Consider the following 16,800-nt stretch of genomic DNA (forward strand, 5'->3'; position numbering starts at 1 on the left):
TCGTTCAGATCAGTATACAAAATAGGCCGGAGAGAAGGGGAAGGGTCAACCGATTTTTTGACCAATTGGGAGAGATTGGCTGTCTCTGGAAGTTTTTTTTACAGTTCTCGATGGAAAATCAGCGCATCAACTTTGCGCCCGTCGTTCAAAAAATAGTATGCACTGCGAGTGCCGACCTTAGTGTAACCATTTGAAATGTATAAATTTACTGCCCGTTTATTGGTTGTCGCAACCTCTAGAAAAGCACTTGTTGCCCCCCGTTCCGAAGCATTTTGATGGAATTTGCCTAACAGTTCGCGTCCGACACCACTTGATTGAAACTTTGGCAAAACCGCCAAAGTTAGTAGCTCAACCTCATCAGAAATGACACGTCCAAGGGCAAATCCACGTGAGTCGCCGGTCCAAAAGCACAAATCAGAACTTAAGAGATCACTGAATTCCTGTTCCGTCCAAGCTCGAGAATCAGTAAAGGCCTGGCAATGGACTTCGGCCAGTGTCGCCGCCGTCATAAGATGGTCGGCGGCGCGTCACGTGAGGGCGCTGCATCGGCGGCACGAATATAAAGCGGTGCAGGGCGCTCTGGTGGAAAATGAATGCGTGAAACTGCAACATGCCCAATATTTTCAGCGAGTTGCGCCGCAGGCAGTGCCATTTTTATGGGTCGGTCAGTGGGATATGGCGCGCTGACCAAGATCGGTTTTGATCCCAGTTTTGGATCGGAAATATAGAGTTGATCACGAGGTGCGGAAACCGCGGTTATGGTCTCATCCGTTGAGCCCAAACGAGTGGCTTCAAATGTAGAAACGCCGATGGCCGGGATCTTGAGAGCCAGTGCCAAGCCACGCGCCGCAGAGACAGATATTCGAATGCCGGTGAAATTTCCCGGGCCAGTTCCGACACCAATCGCATCCAAGTCCGTCCAAGTCAGGTTTTGCTGTTCCAGCAGCTTTTCAAGCATGGGCATTAGCGCTTCGGCTTGTCCGCGCCCCATTTCCAGAACCCGGCTATGCAGAATGGTACCTGCGCGCAGCAAAGCGGCCGCGCAATGCGCGGCCGATGTGTCAAAGCTAAGAACGATTGGGTCAGACACCAACTGGGCGCACCTCAGTGACCTCTGGAATATAGTGGCGCAGCAAGTTTTCAATGCCCATCTTTAGCGTCACTGTTGACGACGGGCAACCAGCGCAGGCCCCTTGCATGTGCAAATAGACAACGCCGCGCTCAAACCCGTGGAACGTGATATCGCCACCATCTTGCGCAACAGCCGGACGCACGCGTGTGTCGAGTAGTTCCTTGATCTGTTCAACGATATCGCCGTCTTCACCTTCGTGAGCGGCATGACCAGAAGGCGCGGAGCCTTCTTTGGCCAAAACAGGTTGGCCCGATTGGAAATGTTCCATTATCGCGCCAAGGATTGCGGGTTTAATGTGATCCCATTCAACGGCTTCTGCCTTGGTCACGGTCACAAAATCATGGCCCAGAAAGACGCCGGTCACGCCAGCCACAGCAAAAGTGCGTTGCGCCAAGGGTGATGCCTCTGCGCTGTCTGAATTTGGAAAATCCGCAGTTCCGACCTCTAGGACGGTCTGGCCAGGCAGAAATTTCAAGGTTGCTGGGTTCGGAGTTGATTCAGTTTGAATAAACATCGGCGGGCCTTTCGTGTGTGCCATTGATATGCGTGGCATGGCAGGCAGTGTCAAGGTTTGGAACCATTCTAAACCGATCAATCAACTTGTTTGCTGCTGTGGCTATGCGTCTCCATGAGATGCCCAAGAAGTATCTCATGGTGCTTTTGATCAGGTGATGGCTTCGAGCCGTTCTTTGGACAAATCGCCAGGTACAATTGTCATGGGGACCGGCAAAGAACCTGAGTTCTTTGATAGCTGTGTGACCAAAGGACCTGGACCACCTTTTTCAACGCCCGCGCCCAATACCAAAACTCCGACTTCCGGGTCATCTTGGACCTGAGCCAGAATCTCAGTAACGGGTTCTCCTTCGCGGATAACCAACTCGGGATCGACATTCTGTTTGTCACGCATCCATTTTGCGAAAACCTCAAAATGAACTTCGATACGTTCGCGCGCTTCTTGACGCATGATATCGCCAACACCGATCCAATGATTGAACTCGTCTGGCGGGATGACGGATAGGACTTCTACGCCCCCTTTGGTTTTAGCTGCGCGCATCGCTGCAAAGCGCATCGCATTCAAACATTCGCGGCTATCATCCAGTACGACAAGAAATTTACGCATGAATTGCCCTCCTTTTTTTCGCATCATGGCCTATGCTAGAATAGAGGGCAATGGCTGATGCCCCTTGCCGCTGGACTGCGACGACTTGCGTCTGCCTAAGATGAAAATCGGAAGATTGGTCAAAAACTGTGATGGCTCGCAAATTGAGTTGTGTGCTTTGATTTCCGAGGGTAGCGCGGCGTTTTTTGCAATAACGACATGCCGAATCCGAAAAAAGAGCGCGGCAAACGCCAGCGCTCTTTTTCTTTCGTTAGATTTAGCCAGCTTTAGCCAACCATGCCAACAATACGATATGTCTCTTGCAGAATAGGTGTTGCAATCTCGCGTGCGCGCAACGCGCCGTCCTGCAAAATTTTGTCGATTTCCTTGGTATCCTGCATAAGGCGCGCCATTTCGCCTGAGATCGGAGACAGCTTTTCTACGGCCAATTCTGCCAACATCGGTTTGAATTCAGAAAACTGCTTTCCGCCGACGTCCGCCAAAACCTGATCGATGCTTTGGTCGTTGAGCGCTGCAAAGATATTCACCAAATTGCGCGCTTCGGCTCGGTCTTCAAGGCCCTTACTTTCAGAGGGCAGGGGTTCTGCGTCGGTTTTTGCCTTGCGAATTTTCTTGGCGATTGCATCCGCGTCATCAGTCATGTTGATGCGCGACGCATCTGACGGATCAGACTTTGACATTTTTTTGGAGCCATCGCGCAAGGACATAACGCGCGTTGCGGCACCTTCGATCACGGGTTCTGAGATCGGGAAAAAATCGACGCCATAGTCATGGTTGAATTTCGCAGCGATGTCGCGTGTCAATTCCACGTGCTGTTTCTGATCTTCGCCCACAGGGACATGTGTGGCGTGATACAATAAAATATCTGCCGCCATCAGCGCAGGATAGGCAAACAAACCCAAAGAAGCATTTTGGGTGTTTTTGCCTGCTTTGTCTTTCCACTGGGTCATCCGTTGCATCCAGCCCATACGGGCGACGCAATTGAATATCCAACCCAATTGCGCATGCTCGGGCACTTGCGACTGATTGAACAAAATCGATTTTTTCGGATCTAGCCCCGACGCAATATAGCCAGCGCAAAGTTCACGCGTTGCATTGCGCAATTTTTCAGGGTCTTGCCAGACAGTGATCGCGTGCAGATCAACCATGCAATAGATCGACTGCACGCCCGTTTCCTGGGTCTGAACAAACCGCTTCATCGCGCCGAGATAATTACCTAGTGTCAGGCCGCCAGAAGGCTGGATGCCAGAAAAGACACGTGGGGTGAAATCAGAGGACGTTTGGACCGCCTCGTTCATATCGGATACTCCGTCTGGAATTAATTGCTCGATTGGCTTACCCATGGCGACAAACGCCGTCAAGGAGCGCCAGATGAGCCAAACACCTAACAACAGTCCTTTTAACGCGATCCCCCCGGTTGTCGCAGCCCTGGCCTTGCTGATTATCGGCGTGGAAATCGTGTTTTACGCTGGGGCGTCTGGCTTGGTTGGTGATCGGACAGCAATCGGGTGGCGGCTTGAAGGCTTTCAGCAATACAGTTTTTCGCCCGATATTTTGAAATGGATGTGGCAGACCGGTCAGTGGCCTTCAGAACATTTGTTGCGCTTTGTCAGCTATTTGTTCCTGCATGGTGGATTTGTTCATGCACTGTTTGCGTCCGCAATTGTACTGGCGCTGGGTAAGATGGTTGGTGAGATATTTCATCCGCTGGCAACTTTGGTTGTGTTCTTAGGATCTGGAATTGTGGGGGCGCTTGCTTTTGCACTGGCGTGGTCTGATGCGGGCGCTTTGATTGGGGCCTATCCCGGCGCTTATGGGCTGATCGGGGCCTTTACGTTTCTGATGTGGGTAAAATTGCGGGCAGTTGGTGAAAACCAAACACGTGCCTTTTCATTGATAGGATTTTTGTTGGGAATCCAATTGGTTTTCGGAGCGCTGTTTGGCGGCAACGGCGATTGGGTCGCGGACTTGGCAGGGTTTGTGACGGGATTCTTGTTGTCGTTTGTATTTGTGCCCGGCGGGTGGTCACGGATCCGCGAAATGATCAGACACGACTAAGGCACTGCAATAATGAAGGTGAATGGCGCGGTCTGGCTTTAGCTGCGACCGCGCTTGAGATCTTTCAAACTGAACGCGCCCAATACATGGCCTGCGAAAAAGTACACGCAACTGCCCACTACAATCAATGCGGCCAACGCCAGATAGCGCCAGCTGTCTGTCGTCAATGCCGTATCCAACAGGTCGGCGGCCACAAATAACACTCCGCCCATCGCAACGCTTGCAACGCAAATGCGCCAAAGTCTGGAGCGAAATCGCGAATCAAATTGCGCAACAGGGCCGAATTTTCGCGCGCCAAGCGCCAGTAAAATCACCATGGCCCAACCTGCCGCGCTAGTGGCAATTGCTGGCGCGAGCCACCCAAAGAGCGGGAATAGACCAAAGGCCAGAACGGCGTTGATCAACATTGCCACAAGGGCGAACCGAAAGGGGCTTTTGGTATCTTCACGTGCAAAAAACAAAGGTTGCAACAGTTTTTGCAGGATAAACGCGGGCAACCCCAGACCGTAAATGGCCACAGCGGTGGCAATCGCCAGCGCGTCAGCACCCGTTGTTGCTCCGCGCTCATACATCACGGAAACCAAAGGTAGCGGGATCACAAGAAAGGCGACTGCGCAGGGTACAGTAAGCGCTAAAGCAAACTCTCCCGCGCGGGAGAACGCGTTACGGGCCCCGATGTCGTCACCGCTTTTCAGTCGCCTAGACAAGTCAGGCAGCAACACAATTCCAACAGCGATCCCAACAACGCCCAGCGGCAGTTGATATAATCTGTCCGCTGCAAAAAGCCAACTAATAGCGCCTTCGGACCGGGAGGCCACCAACTGGCCAACCACTAGATTGATTTGCATAACCCCCGAGGCCAGCGCCGCTGGCACTGCAACTTTGACCATATGCGACATGTCCGGCGTCCACTTAGGTCGACCAGGCACAATCGAAATTCCCGCCTTATGGGCCGCGGACCAGACAAGCGCCAGTTGCGCCAATCCAGCTATTGGGATCACCCAAAGCAACCACAGAATAACATCTTGCCCTGAGGCCGCGCCTATGGTCATCGCAGCCACGGCAAAAATATTCAGCAGGACTGGTGCAGCGGCTGCAGCTGCAAAACGCCCCGTTGCATTTAAGATCCCGGAAAACAACGCCGCCAGCGACATGAAAAAGATATAGGGAAACACGATGCGACCATACCCGACAGTCAAGTCAAATCTGGCATCCCCCCAGAAACCTTCGGCTGTGGCATAGACCAATGCGGGCATAAAAATCATAGCAAGTGCGGTCAGCGCCAGCACCACGGTCGCCAATCCGTTAAAGGCATCACGCGCAAATTTCTGCGCTTCCTCGTCGGCTTCCAGCTTTTTAGAGAACATAGGAACAAAAGCTGCGTTAAACGCACCCTCGGCAAAAAAGCGGCGGAACATATTTGGCAAGCGAAAGGCGGCCACGAACGCGTCAAGGCCCGCTCCGGGCCCAATCAAACTGAGAATCAGAATTTCGCGTGCAAAGCCAAGAATGCGACTAAGTAGGGTCCAAAACCCAACAGTCATAAAACCTTTGAGAAGCCGGACCGGCTTCACGAAACTGCCCTTTTATGCCCTTTGTTGATCGCTTCAATCAAACGTTTTTCCAATGTCCGTTGTTTTGATTCTGAATGAAACTTTAGACCAAACATATCTTTGACATAGAAGGTGTCGACAACTTGCTCGCCATAGGTCGCGATCACGGCCGAGGCGATATAAATGTTGCTTGCAGCCATGGTTTTTGCCAAATCAAACAACAATCCAGGGCGGTCACGCGTATCAACTTCGATGATCGTATAGATTTCTGACCCGTCATTATCGAAGGTGATTGTGGTTGGAACTTTGAATGCCCGTTCACGTTTTTTGATCACATCGCGCGATTTGATGGCCTCAGAAGCCACCACTTCGCCGCGCAGGGTTTTGTGAATCATCTGAGACAACCGACTGAGGCGGCGCGCTTCATAGGGGCTGCCCTCTGAATCCTGTATCCAAAACGCGGCCGTTGCGTAGCCATCTTTTGACGTAAAGGTACGCGCATCAACGATATTGGCCCCAACCAAAGCGAGTGCGCCGGTCAGCCGCGAGAAGATCCCCGGGTGATCTTCGATTGCGAAACAAGCACGGGTTGCGTCGCGATCGTTGTCGGGCTGCAGATCTATGCGAATTTCGTCGTCGCTCAGGTCTTCTAACATGCCCGCAAACACAACATGAGCATCTGTCGATAAACTCTGCCAGTAGGGATCATAGTGACGGGAAATTTCGACCTTAAGCCGTTTCGCACTCCAGTCTGGCAGGGCGGCCTTCAGCAATTTACGTGCTTCGGTGCTGCGAGTGCGTCGGGTTGGCTTTTCCATGCCGTTTTCTAATTCTGCGCGCGTAAGTTCGTACAGATTACGCAGCAACGTGGCTTTCCAATTGTTCCAAACCTCTGGCCCGACACCGCGGATGTCACAGACTGTCAGGACGGTAAGCAGGTTCAAGCGGTTAACGTTTCTAACGGCTTTTGCAAAATTTCGAATAGTACGCAAATCTGAAAGATCACGCTTTTGCGCGACATCCGACATCAACAGGTGATTTCTGACAAGCCATTCAACAGTTTCACATTCGGCTTTGTTCAAGCCCAAACGTGGCGCAATTTTTTTGGCCATTTGCGCTCCAAGGATCGAATGATCGATGTCACGGCCTTTGCCAATGTCATGCAGCAGCAATGCAACCATCATGACTTTGCGATTGATGCCCGTTTTTAGAATATCAGAAGACAATGGCAGTTCTTCGATCAATTCGTCACGTTCGATCTGGGCAAATGTGGAAATCACCTGAATCGTGTGCTCATCTACCGTATAGGAATGATACATATTGAACTGCATCATCGCGACAATGGTTTCAAATTCGGGGATGAAGGCCGCCAAAGCCCCCAGTTCATTCATACGCCGCAACGCGCGTTCGGGGTTGCCGTGTTTCAACAAAGTATCCAGGAAAATTCGCTGGGCTTCTTTGCTTGCCCGCATTTGATCGTCGATTAGGTCAAGATTGGCCGTCACCAGCCGCATAGCGTCTGGGTGAATAAGCAGGCCTGTGCGCAACGCTTCTTCAAACAGCCGCAGAAGGTTCAATTTGTCGGCAAGAAATTCATCGGCATCTTTGACAGCGAGACGGTTGTGAATAACTTCATAGGCTGGTTTTAACCGAGGTCTGCGACGGAAAATTCGCTCAAGGAGCGGGGCGGCTTTGGTATGAGAGTCCTCAAGCTTTGTCAGCAAAATCCGTGTCAGATCGCCAACTGCAGTCGCGTGCCGGAAATAGTCCTGCATAAAGTGCTCAACAGCTCTGCGCCCGCCTTTGTCTTGGTATTGCATACGCTCAGCAACCATTACCTGCATATCAAAGGTCAGCTGTTCCATCGGGCGCTTGTTGATCAGGTGTAGATGCGCTCTTGTGGCCCATAAAAAGTTTTCCGCACGTTCAAACAGCTTGAATTCTTCTTCTTCAAAAAGGCCAAGACCAACCAATTCATGTGCGTCATTCACGTGGTAAACGTATTTGGCGATCCAGAACAATGACTGCAAATCGCGCAGACCGCCTTTGCCTTCTTTGACGTTTGGCTCGACCACATAACGCTGACCTTGCTTCTTGTGGCGCTCGTCCCTTTCGGAAAGCTTTGCTTCGATAAATTGACGTTCAGTGCCTTTGAATAGGTCGGTTTCCAGTCGCTTGACCAATTCGTCGGCGAGGGGCGCATAGCCCGTTAGAAACCTTTGTTCCAAAAGTGCAGTACGAATGGTGAAATCTTCTCCACCAAGTCGAATGCAATCTTTGATCGTGCGCGAACTGTGGCCAACCTTCAGGCGCAGATCCCACAGCATATACAGCATCGACTCGATGACGCTTTCTGCCCAAGCGGTGATTTTGTAGGGCGTTAGAAAAAGCAGATCTACGTCAGATTGCGGGGCCATCTCTCCACGGCCATAGCCACCGACGGCCAGCAAAGATACTTTTTCACCTTCAGTTGGATTGGCCAGTGGATGCAGTATCTTGGTGGCTACAAAATGCGTTGTGGTCACTAGGCAATCTGTAAGCCAAGTATAGGCGCGGGTCATGGGACGCGCGTCAAATGGATGCTGTGCAAAGCCGGTCTGAATGGCCTCATTGCCAGATTTTCGCGCGTTTTGAAGCAAATCTACGATTGCGGCACGAATGTCTTTTGGGTCACTATTTGCATCACACGCCGCAAGTACTGCCGCGCCCAGCAGGGCGCGGTCGACGATCAAATTTGCATCGCATATTAGGTTCGCCGGCGGAGCCGGGAAAATAGAAGCAGGATTAGAAGCCTGCGCCGCCAAAACTTCTTGGAGCTGGGTCAAGGATAACCACCTGTTTGTCGCGAATCGTGGCGACAGCCAGACCGCGTTGATTAGTGCCGTCCGCGCGAAGGCGGAAAATGCCGTTTACACCCTGAAAGCCCGCGCCCTGTGTCATGGCCGCTGCCGTCAAAGCATCGCTATTGCCTTGTTTAACCAAGGCTCCGATCGCTGCAATACCATCATATGCCAAACCGCCGATTGGATGCGGTGTTGTCCCATAAGCCGCAGAATATCGGTCTCTGAATTGCCCTGTAAGGGCTGGGTTTGGCATCGCAAACCATCCGTTTTGAACGCCAGGCAAAGCCAAAGTTTGGGCTGGAATATCCCAACGTTGCAATCCGATATATTGAACAGAGTCACCGGAAAGGCCAGCCTCGGGCAGCAGCTGAGAGAACAATGGAAGTGCATCGGATGTGCCAGAAGTCAAAAATATCGCGTCTGCACCAGTTTGACGTACAGTATCGCGCACCTCGGTTACAGCTGAAATGACCCCTTGCTGGGAAAATTCATAAGACACGCTCCCGGCATTAGAACCGCCATTTTGTCCAATGGCGCGATCAATAGCATCACGTCCCGTATCTCCTGCAACATTTTGTGCATGCACGGTGACAAAGCTGTTTTTCCCATTACGGGTCGCAAAGGACGTCAAGCGATCTGCGGTGTTCTGAAAGGTTGGGCCAAGCACAAAAACATTGCCGCCAGCAATAGAGGCATTGTTTGAAAACGATAAAACATTCACGCCCTTGCCGGAAAGCGCCACGCCAACAGCATTTGTGGTGCCGCTGCGCACGGGGCCCAGGATAATTTTAGCACCGTCGCCAACTGCACTTAAGGCGGCAGCCTGCGCCGTTGTGGCGTCGCCGGCGGTATCATAAACCCGAAGGTCGATCTCAACACCTTCAAGATCGCTCATCGCAAGCCGCGCTGCGTTTTCAAGGGCTTGGGCCAAGACCGCGTCGCCAGAAGTTGTTGACCCACGTGGAACCAATAGGGCCACAGGAACCGGTTTTGATGTGTTGATCGAAGGGCCAGTCGACAGTCCGACTGGGTCGCAAGCTGCGATGAAACTGGCAAGTGTTAGGGCAAGTGCCCCTTTCAGAAAGGGACGGCGCGGTCTAAAAGCAGCAAACATAATAAATCCTCACTCAGGGGCCAACTTGGGTCAAATGACTCTTGCGGAACACAGCCCCGTTTAGCGCGGATAATAAACACCAAGACCGGAGGGTCCAGCTTTGAATTATCAAATCCAGCCTTTGAAGCCTGGCCTGTACTTTGTCGCAACACCTATTGGCACGGCGCGCGATATCACATTGCGAGCATTGGACATCTTGGCGAGTGCTGACATTATCGCCGCCGAAGACACGCGCACCCTGCGCAGATTGATGGAAATTCACGGCGTGCCTTTGGGGCAGCGATCTTTGATCGCCTATCATGACCATTCTGGGGCAGGGGCACGTGCCAAACTGTTTGGCTATTTGGCAGAAGGGAAATCAGTGGCCTATGCCAGCGAGGCGGGCACTCCTCTGATTGCAGATCCGGGCTACCACCTCTCAAAAGGGGCCAACGAAGAGGGCCATTTGGTGACATCTGCCCCCGGTGCCTCGGCTATTATCACCGCGCTAAGCCTGGCTGGCCTGCCAACGGATGCGTTTTTCTTTGCTGGGTTTTTACCAAACGCAAAAAACGCCCGGCGCACTGGGCTTGAGGCTGTAAGCGCAATACCAGGCACGTTGGTTTTTTATGAAAGCCCCAAGCGTTTGGTAGAGATGCTAAAAGATGCGGGCAAGGTGCTGGGCGAGACGCGCCAGGCGGTGGTGTGCCGCGAATTGACCAAAAAATTTGAAGAAGTACAGCGTGGCACGCTGGCAGAACTTGCGGCTTTGTTTGCAGAGCGCACAGTTAAGGGCGAAATAGTTGTGCTAATCGACCGTGCTGGTGCCGAGGATGTCGGAGAAGCTGATATCGAGCAGGCTTTGCAGAAAGCGCTTGAAACGATGTCCGTACGCGATGCTTCCGAGGTTATTGCTCAGGCGTTTGGCGTCAATAAACGGAAAATTTATTCTATGGCGCTTAGCATGAAAAACACCTGAGGTTTATTAGCAAGGATTTGCTTGGTCATGGCCACTGCCGCGGAAATAACAAAGCAATGCCGAGGAAAAACGGCTTATCTAGCGGGTGAAACCGCAGAACGTCTTGTGCAAAAACAATATGAGCAAAGCGGGTTGGTTCTTGCCGCACATCGATGGCGCGGCGGCGGTGCTGAAATTGATTTGATTTTTCGCGACGGGGCGCTTTGTGTTTTTGTCGAGGTCAAGCAAAGCAAGGATTGGCAACGGGCCAGTCAAAGCCTGAGCAGTGCACAAATGCAGCGGATTATGACGGCGGCGACGGTATTTGTTGCCCATGAACCAAAAGGTCAATTGACTGATATGCGCTTTGACGTCGCCCTTGTGGACGGCCAAGGGCGAACACAAATTCTTGAGAACGCGTTAATCTTGGGGTGATGCACCATTGCAAGGCGGCGGGTGCTGCGCCATGTAGTGGGCAGACACTAAGAGGGACGCTCATGAAAATCGCCTTTCAGATGGATCCGATTGAATCGGTCGATATCAACGCGGACAGCTCATTCCGTCTTGCCGAAGAGGCGCAGGCGCGTGGACACGAGTTGTTTTATTACTCACCTGACCAATTGGCCTATGAAGAAGGCGCGATTACGGCGCGCGGTCATGCCATGCAGGTGCGTCGCGAACAAGGAAATCATGTTGACCTAGGGCCGCTCAAGACAGTGAGCCTTGCTGACTTTGACGTGATTTGGCTGCGCCAAGATCCGCCATTTGATATGCATTATATCACCGCTACCCATTTACTCGATAGGCTAAAAGGACAGGCATTGGTGGTGAACGACCCGTTCTGGGTACGTAACTATCCCGAAAAACTGTTGGTTTTGGATTTTCCTGATCTGACGCCGCCGACGACAATTGCGCGCGATCTGGAAACGATCAAAGCCTTTAAGGCCAAACATCAGGATGTGATCTTAAAGCCGCTTTATGGGAACGGTGGCGCCGGTGTGTTCCGTTTGGATGCGCAAGATCGCAACCTGTCGTCGTTGCACGAGCTATTCACTGGCTTTAGCCGTGAGCCTCTGATTGTTCAGAAGTTTTTACCGGATGTCAGCAATGGTGACAAACGGGTGATTTTGGTTGACGGCGAGCCAGTAGGGGCCATTAACCGCGTGCCAGCAGCCGGTGAAACTCGCAGCAACATGCATGTGGGTGGACGCCCTGAAAAAATCGGACTGACAGAGCGTGACCTAGAGATTTGCGCAGCGATTGGGCCGTTGCTTAAAGAAAAGGGGCAGGTTTTTGTCGGTATTGATGTGATCGGCGATTATCTGACCGAGATCAACGTGACATCCCCCACTGGCATCCAAGAGCTTGAGCGCTTTGATGGGGTCAATATAGCTGCCAAGATTTGGGAAGCGATTGAGGCCAAGTGTAGCTGATCAGCTGTCGCTGCCTGATTGACGATAACTGATGGCCTCGGCAATGTGATGGCGGCGCAGATCTGCGCTGCCGTCAAGATCGGCAATTGTGCGGGCAACACGCAACACGCGATGATAGCCGCGTGCCGTTAAACTGAACCTTTCAGCCACTCTGTTTAGCAATGTGCGCCCTTCTGCGTCAGGCCGGGCAATTTCCTCTAGAACCTGCCCCTGCGCGTCAGCGTTAACGCGCGCTGTCGGATGGTTTTGAAAGCGGTTTTGCTGAATATCACGCGCAGTCGCGACGCGTTTGGCTATGGTTGCGCTTGTCTCGCCGCTTGCGGGCAGGTCGAGATCGTGAAAGCCAACCGGTGGCACTTCGATGCGCAAATCCATTCGGTCTAAAAGCGGCCCCGATATGCGATCTAAATAATCTTCACCACATTGCGGAACCCGCGCACAAGCTTTGCTGGGATCATACATATAGCCGCATTTACAAGGGTTTGCCGCAGCAATCAGCATAAAGCGGCAAGGATATGAAACATGCGCATTTGCGCGCGCTACCATGACTTCACCGGTTTCCATGGGTTGGCGCAATGTCTCAAGCACGGCGCGGGTGAACTCGGGGAACTCATCCATGAACAAGACGCCATTATGAGCCAAACTGATTTCTCCGGGGGACGCCCGTCTGCCTCCGCCAACAATGGCCGCCATTGAAGCCGTGTGATGCGGCTCTCTAAAAGGTCTCCGCCGCGAAATTCCACCCTCTTTTAGCAGGCCAGCAATCGAGTGTATTGTACTGGTTTCAAGGGCTTCAATTGCGGTGAGGTCCGGCAATATCGTCGCCAATCGCGCCGCCAACATTGATTTTCCGGACCCTGGCGTGCCCAGCATCATCAAATGATGACGTCCAGCCGCCGCGATTTCCAAGGCACGCTTTGCGCGCTCTTGTCCTTTGACGTCGCGTAGATCTTTGTCGCTCGTGGCCCCAAGGATTTCACCGGGTTGACTGGGGGCCAATGGGTTCTGTCCGGTAAAATGCCGAATAACGTCTGCCAATGTCCGCGCCGCAATCACCTGAGCTGCGCCAACCCAGGCGGCTTCTGGTCCAGAGGCATGCGGGCACAAAAGGCTGCGATCTTCGCGTGCGGCGCTCATGGCAGCGGGCAAAGCCCCGGTCACTGGTACCAAAGACCCATCCAAAGATAATTCGCCCAGCGAAACCACGGATTCAGCGGCGTCTTTTGGAATAATGTCTAAGGCTGCAAGCAAAGCGAAGGCGATTGGCAGATCGAAATGGCTGCCCTCTTTGGGCAGGTCGGCGGGCGATAGATTGATTGTGATGCGTTTGGATGGCAACGCAATGGCAAGGGACGTCAAAGCCGAGCGCACGCGATCTCGTGCTTCCGAAACGGCTTTGTCGGGGAGTCCAACGATGGAAAAGGCGGGCAAACCCGGGGCAACCGCGCATTGTACCTCAACTTGATGAGCCTCTACCCCTTCAAACGCCACTGTATAAGCCCGCGCAACCATGACACCCCCTAAAGTCCTTAGCGTAGGGCTGTCATGGTTACCTATTGGTTAATGGCTTTATGTAAATCCTAGCCTTTGAGTGCCATAAATGCCGGCCACACCTCTGGATCAACCAATGTTTTGTCCCGGCAAAATGCATTACAAAAACCAAATACGCGCCCCTCAAGTTCCAACATATGCGTGCTGGGTTTGCCACTATAGGGGCAATTGGTGTTTTCCGGCTCTGCCTCGGAAACCTTGGCTGACAACGGGGCAGGGCCGGGCCAGGCCTGCGTGGCAAAGGGTTTGTCATATCGATGAAGGTGCGCGCCATGCACCAGGCCAATCGCGCGCCAGCGACGAAACGCCGGATCTGCGAGATGTGTCATAACATAGGAACGCGCGGCGGTACTCAACGGTAAATCATATCCTGCCAAACGTGCTGCCACGGGCGCAAAAAAGGCGTCAGCAGCGGAATAGTCACCGCAAATCCAAGGCCCGCTTTCTTGTGATTCTGCCCGTGCCCAGGCCCAAATTGTTTCCAATCTTGCAATATCTGACAGCACCGCCTCAGACGGGTTTGTGTCAGCATAAGCAAGGCGCAAATTCATCGGGCATTCGCTGCGCAGGGCCATAAACCCTGCGTGCATTTCGCTTGCCAAACTGCGGGCTATTGCGCGGGCTCTTGATGCTTTAGGCCATATGCCCGCTTCTGGATGTCGGCTCGCGAGTTCTTCGGCCATCGCAAGGCTTTCACCAATGACCACACCATCTGCTGTCCGCATAGTGGGCACGGTCTTCGCCGGCGCAAATTCCGGCATTTGGTCTGCCACTGATGTTTCGCTTTTGAAGTCCAGAAGTTGCTGTTTGGATGCAATCCCGAATTTCTCAAATAGCAGCCACCCACGCAGGGACCACGACGAATAGGCATAATCGCCCAAAATAAGATCATAAGTCATGCGCCAACGGTAATACGGTGACGACTGATCCGGAAAGCCAAAGATTGTGAGCCACAGTATCAAAGATTGTGATTGATCGTCTGTACAGACCAAATAGATTTGTGATGTGAAAGCGTCGTTAGGGATAGGTTGTTGATGCGATTAGAAAAAGTATCAAAAGCTGTTAGCTTGGCTGCCCGCTGAACCTGGGTCAAGATCGCGCCAAAATGGGCGACGATAATCAAATCATTTAGTGGGTTGGTCGCCAAGAGCCGATCAATGGTTGCGTCAACCCGCGTGCAAACTTGGTTCCAACTTTCGCCATTTGGCGGGCGGACATCACCGGGCTGATCCCAGAACGAACGAATGAGATCCTGATCTTCAACCTCATCAAATTTCAATAGTTCCCAATCCCCAAAATGGATTTCCCGCAGGCCATGTTCATGGCTCAGGCGCTGCCTTTGCCCTTGAATTGCATTGGCGGTTTGCTTGGCCCGCGACAAATCAGACGAAACGACCAAGGCATCTTTTGGCAAATGGGCATCAAGTCGCGCAAGGGCTGCTCGATCAGAAAGATCTGCTGGCAAATCGCTCCATCCGACCATGCCAGTTGCATGGGTTGGGCCGTGTCGCACCAAGAAGATTTGTGTCATGGAAGCTTGCCCTTTAAGACCTGTGGCAAGCCTGCAATGACAAAGGCGACCAGGTCAGCGGATTGCGCCAGCTTTTGATTTAGTTTGCCTTGTTCGTCCCGAAATTGCCGTGCCAGGGCATTGTCAGGCACGATACCCATACCAACTTCGTTTGAAACAATGACCACACGGGCTTTGCATTTATCTAAACTGCTCAGTAATTCCGTGACCTCGCGCTCAATATCACTGGCCGCGAGTAGGTGGTTGGAAAGCCACATTGTCGCGCAATCCAACAACACAACATGATTTTCTGACAGGCTTTCAAGCGTCGACTTTAACGCTAAAGGCTCTTCGATTGTTGCCCAGTTCTCGCCACGCATCACAAGATGAGCCGCTATTTTGGCCTGCATTTCGGGATCGTAAGCTTGGGCCGTCGCCAAATAGACTTTTGGGGATCCAGTTTCTTTTACCATTTGCTCGGCAAACGCTGATTTGCCGGACGACGCTCCGCCCAGAATAAGAGAAATTTTTGCCAGCATCAGGTCCTCTTTTTGATCCAATCACCCGGTGCCTGCGTATTCAATTGTATCATAGCACGCAAGGAGGGGGCGTTTTGCAGCAGGGTTATTCGAATAATTTGGTAACACGTTCGGCGATGAAAGCCGAAATGCTAGATGTGGAAACTGAACAAGCTTTGGCGCGCGCTTGGCGTGACGATCGCGACGAAGCCGCTCTACACCGACTTGTGAACGCCTATATGCGCTTGGCGATTTCGATGGCGACCCGGTTTAGGCGCTATGGCGTGCCGATGAATGATCTGATCCAAGAAGCGGGCGTCGGGTTGATGAAAGCGGCGGAAAAATTTGACCCGGACCGAGGCGTACGGTTTTCTACCTATGCCGTTTGGTGGATCAAGGCGAGCGTGCAAGATCACGTCATGCGCAGTTGGTCATTGGTGCGCACCGGTTCGACCTCTTCTCAGAAGAGCTTGTTCTTCAATTTGAAACGGGTTCAGGCGCAGCTTGAACGCGAAGCACGTAGTGAAAACCAGTCGTTGGACCGTTTTCAGTTGTCTCAGCGTGTGGCCATGGAAATCGGCGTTTCGGTGTCTGATGTTGAAATGATGCAAGGCCGATTGCAGGGCGGCGACTATTCGTTGAATGCAGTACAGGGTGGTGACGAAGATGGTCGCGAATGGATAGATGTGTTGGAAGACGATGCTGCGATAGGTGCCGAGGGAGCCGATCGCGACCGTGATCGGCGCTTTCTGCGCGGCAAGCTGGTCGAGGCTTTGGACGTGTTATCGGATCGCGAAAAGATGATTGTGCGACAACGCAAGCTCGGCGAAAAGGCGCGAACCTTGGAAAAACTGGGCGCGGATCTGGGTATTTCTAAAGAACGGGTCCGACAACTTGAGGTCGCTGCCCTTGCCAAGATGCGCCATTCGTTAGAGCAAACCGGGGCGGACATGCGGCAATTCATGTTCTGAGCCCATCTTGTGTCCAGCAGCGCAAGTGCCTAGTGTCTCGTTAAGATTGGCTTCGGAGAG

General features: G+C 52.5%; 17 protein-coding genes. 5 read left to right on the top strand and 12 right to left on the bottom strand.

Annotated elements, in window-relative coordinates:
• Positions 1–98: 98 nt before the first annotated feature.
• The 5 genes from ABXG94_RS14345 to trpS form a co-directional block, all read right to left on the bottom strand.
• Positions 99–509 (bottom strand): GNAT family N-acetyltransferase, encoded by a 411-nt coding sequence (locus tag ABXG94_RS14345; RefSeq protein WP_353535324.1) that lies wholly within the window; start codon positions 507–509, stop codon positions 99–101.
• A complete protein-coding gene (gene tsaB / locus ABXG94_RS14350) occupies positions 506–1,090 on the bottom strand; it encodes a tRNA (adenosine(37)-N6)-threonylcarbamoyltransferase complex dimerization subunit type 1 TsaB (RefSeq protein ID WP_353535326.1) in 585 nt (194 codons plus the stop codon). Before tsaB ends, ABXG94_RS14345 begins: the two co-directional genes overlap by 4 nt.
• Positions 1,083–1,646 (bottom strand): NifU family protein, encoded by a 564-nt coding sequence (locus ABXG94_RS14355; RefSeq protein ID WP_353535327.1) that lies wholly within the window; start codon positions 1,644–1,646, stop codon positions 1,083–1,085. The genes tsaB and ABXG94_RS14355 overlap by 8 nt, the downstream gene beginning before the upstream one ends.
• 150 nt (positions 1,647–1,796) lie before the next feature.
• The gene (locus ABXG94_RS14360) at positions 1,797–2,252 is read right to left on the bottom strand and encodes a universal stress protein (protein WP_353535329.1); all 456 of its coding nucleotides are present in this window, start codon (positions 2,250–2,252) and stop codon (positions 1,797–1,799) included.
• A gap of 266 nt (positions 2,253–2,518) precedes the next feature.
• A complete protein-coding gene (gene trpS / locus ABXG94_RS14365) occupies positions 2,519–3,550 on the bottom strand; it encodes a tryptophan--tRNA ligase (RefSeq protein WP_353535332.1) in 1,032 nt (343 codons plus the stop codon).
• 73 nt (positions 3,551–3,623) lie between these two features.
• On the opposite strand from trpS, the gene ABXG94_RS14370 reads away from it, so the two are divergent.
• Positions 3,624–4,310, top strand: a complete 687-nt coding sequence (locus ABXG94_RS14370) for a rhomboid family intramembrane serine protease (protein ID WP_353535335.1) — start codon at positions 3,624–3,626, stop codon at positions 4,308–4,310.
• A gap of 38 nt (positions 4,311–4,348) precedes the next feature.
• Here the strand turns inward: ABXG94_RS14370 and murJ are convergent, their stop codons facing one another.
• The 3 genes from murJ to ABXG94_RS14385 are packed head-to-tail and all read right to left on the bottom strand — an operon-like array spanning position 4,349 to position 9,820.
• On the bottom strand, positions 4,349–5,884 hold the full coding sequence (gene murJ / locus ABXG94_RS14375; protein ID WP_353535337.1) for a murein biosynthesis integral membrane protein MurJ: 1,536 nt from the start codon (positions 5,882–5,884) through the stop codon (positions 4,349–4,351).
• On the bottom strand, positions 5,881–8,688 hold the full coding sequence (locus ABXG94_RS14380) for a [protein-PII] uridylyltransferase (protein WP_502901712.1): 2,808 nt from the start codon (positions 8,686–8,688) through the stop codon (positions 5,881–5,883). Before ABXG94_RS14380 ends, murJ begins: the two co-directional genes overlap by 4 nt.
• On the bottom strand, positions 8,648–9,820 hold the full coding sequence (locus tag ABXG94_RS14385) for a penicillin-binding protein activator (protein ID WP_353535338.1): 1,173 nt from the start codon (positions 9,818–9,820) through the stop codon (positions 8,648–8,650). The genes ABXG94_RS14380 and ABXG94_RS14385 overlap by 41 nt, the downstream gene beginning before the upstream one ends.
• A gap of 100 nt (positions 9,821–9,920) precedes the next feature.
• On the opposite strand from ABXG94_RS14385, the gene rsmI reads away from it, so the two are divergent.
• From rsmI to gshB, 3 genes are all read left to right on the top strand, one after another.
• Entirely contained in the window at positions 9,921–10,778 is an 858-nt protein-coding gene (gene rsmI, locus ABXG94_RS14390; RefSeq protein WP_353535340.1) for a 16S rRNA (cytidine(1402)-2'-O)-methyltransferase, read from the top strand.
• Between the two features lie 27 nt (positions 10,779–10,805).
• Positions 10,806–11,192 carry a YraN family protein gene (locus ABXG94_RS14395; RefSeq protein ID WP_353535343.1) on the top strand — a complete coding sequence of 129 codons (387 nt, stop codon included), beginning with the start codon at positions 10,806–10,808 and terminating at the stop codon, positions 11,190–11,192.
• Between the two features lie 62 nt (positions 11,193–11,254).
• Entirely contained in the window at positions 11,255–12,190 is a 936-nt protein-coding gene (gene gshB / locus ABXG94_RS14400; protein WP_353535345.1) for a glutathione synthase, read from the top strand.
• Here the strand turns inward: gshB and ABXG94_RS14405 are convergent, their stop codons facing one another.
• The 4 genes from ABXG94_RS14405 to cobU all read right to left on the bottom strand — a co-directional run bounded on the left by ABXG94_RS14405 (position 12,191) and on the right by cobU (position 15,790).
• Positions 12,191–13,702: a YifB family Mg chelatase-like AAA ATPase gene (locus tag ABXG94_RS14405; protein ID WP_353535348.1), complete on the bottom strand. Its 1,512-nt coding sequence runs from the start codon at positions 13,700–13,702 to the stop codon at positions 12,191–12,193.
• Positions 13,703–13,770: 68 nt separating this feature from the next.
• Positions 13,771–14,640 (bottom strand): glutathione S-transferase, encoded by an 870-nt coding sequence (locus tag ABXG94_RS14410; protein ID WP_353535351.1) that lies wholly within the window; start codon positions 14,638–14,640, stop codon positions 13,771–13,773.
• A 59-nt stretch (positions 14,641–14,699) separates the two neighbouring features.
• Complete coding sequence (locus ABXG94_RS14415; protein WP_353535353.1) at positions 14,700–15,272, bottom strand: histidine phosphatase family protein; 573 nt, start codon at positions 15,270–15,272, stop codon at positions 14,700–14,702.
• Entirely contained in the window at positions 15,269–15,790 is a 522-nt protein-coding gene (cobU, locus tag ABXG94_RS14420; protein ID WP_353535356.1) for a bifunctional adenosylcobinamide kinase/adenosylcobinamide-phosphate guanylyltransferase, read from the bottom strand. Before cobU ends, ABXG94_RS14415 begins: the two co-directional genes overlap by 4 nt.
• Positions 15,791–15,864: 74 nt before the next feature.
• Here cobU and ABXG94_RS14425 point away from each other — a divergent pair, with 74 nt between their 5' ends.
• A complete protein-coding gene (locus ABXG94_RS14425; RefSeq protein ID WP_353535359.1) occupies positions 15,865–16,740 on the top strand; it encodes an RNA polymerase factor sigma-32 in 876 nt (291 codons plus the stop codon).
• Positions 16,741–16,800 lie beyond the last annotated feature (60 nt).

The sequence above is a fragment of the Cognatishimia sp. WU-CL00825 genome (assembly GCF_040364665.1).
GTDB lineage: Bacteria > Pseudomonadota > Alphaproteobacteria > Rhodobacterales > Rhodobacteraceae > Cognatishimia.

Bases quoted from the DNA above. Each gene is read 5' to 3' on its own strand.
- ABXG94_RS14345 (WP_353535324.1), bottom strand. From the start codon at position 509: ATGACGGCGGCGACACTGGCCGAAGTCCATTGCCAGGCCTTTACTGAT.
- ABXG94_RS14355 (WP_353535327.1), bottom strand. From the start codon at position 1,646: ATGTTTATTCAAACTGAATCAACTCCGAACCCAGCAACCTTGAAATTT.
- ABXG94_RS14360 (WP_353535329.1), bottom strand. From the start codon at position 2,252: ATGCGTAAATTTCTTGTCGTACTGGATGATAGCCGCGAATGTTTGAAT.
- trpS (WP_353535332.1), bottom strand. From the start codon at position 3,550: ATGAACGAGGCGGTCCAAACGTCCTCTGATTTCACCCCACGTGTCTTT.
- ABXG94_RS14370 (WP_353535335.1), top strand. From the start codon at position 3,624: ATGAGCCAAACACCTAACAACAGTCCTTTTAACGCGATCCCCCCGGTT.
- ABXG94_RS14385 (WP_353535338.1), bottom strand. From the start codon at position 9,820: ATGTTTGCTGCTTTTAGACCGCGCCGTCCCTTTCTGAAAGGGGCACTT.
- ABXG94_RS14395 (WP_353535343.1), top strand. From the start codon at position 10,806: ATGGCCACTGCCGCGGAAATAACAAAGCAATGCCGAGGAAAAACGGCT.
- gshB (WP_353535345.1), top strand. From the start codon at position 11,255: ATGAAAATCGCCTTTCAGATGGATCCGATTGAATCGGTCGATATCAAC.
- ABXG94_RS14405 (WP_353535348.1), bottom strand. From the start codon at position 13,702: ATGGTTGCGCGGGCTTATACAGTGGCGTTTGAAGGGGTAGAGGCTCAT.
- ABXG94_RS14410 (WP_353535351.1), bottom strand. From the start codon at position 14,640: ATGACTTATGATCTTATTTTGGGCGATTATGCCTATTCGTCGTGGTCC.
- ABXG94_RS14415 (WP_353535353.1), bottom strand. From the start codon at position 15,272: ATGACACAAATCTTCTTGGTGCGACACGGCCCAACCCATGCAACTGGC.
- cobU (WP_353535356.1), bottom strand. From the start codon at position 15,790: ATGCTGGCAAAAATTTCTCTTATTCTGGGCGGAGCGTCGTCCGGCAAA.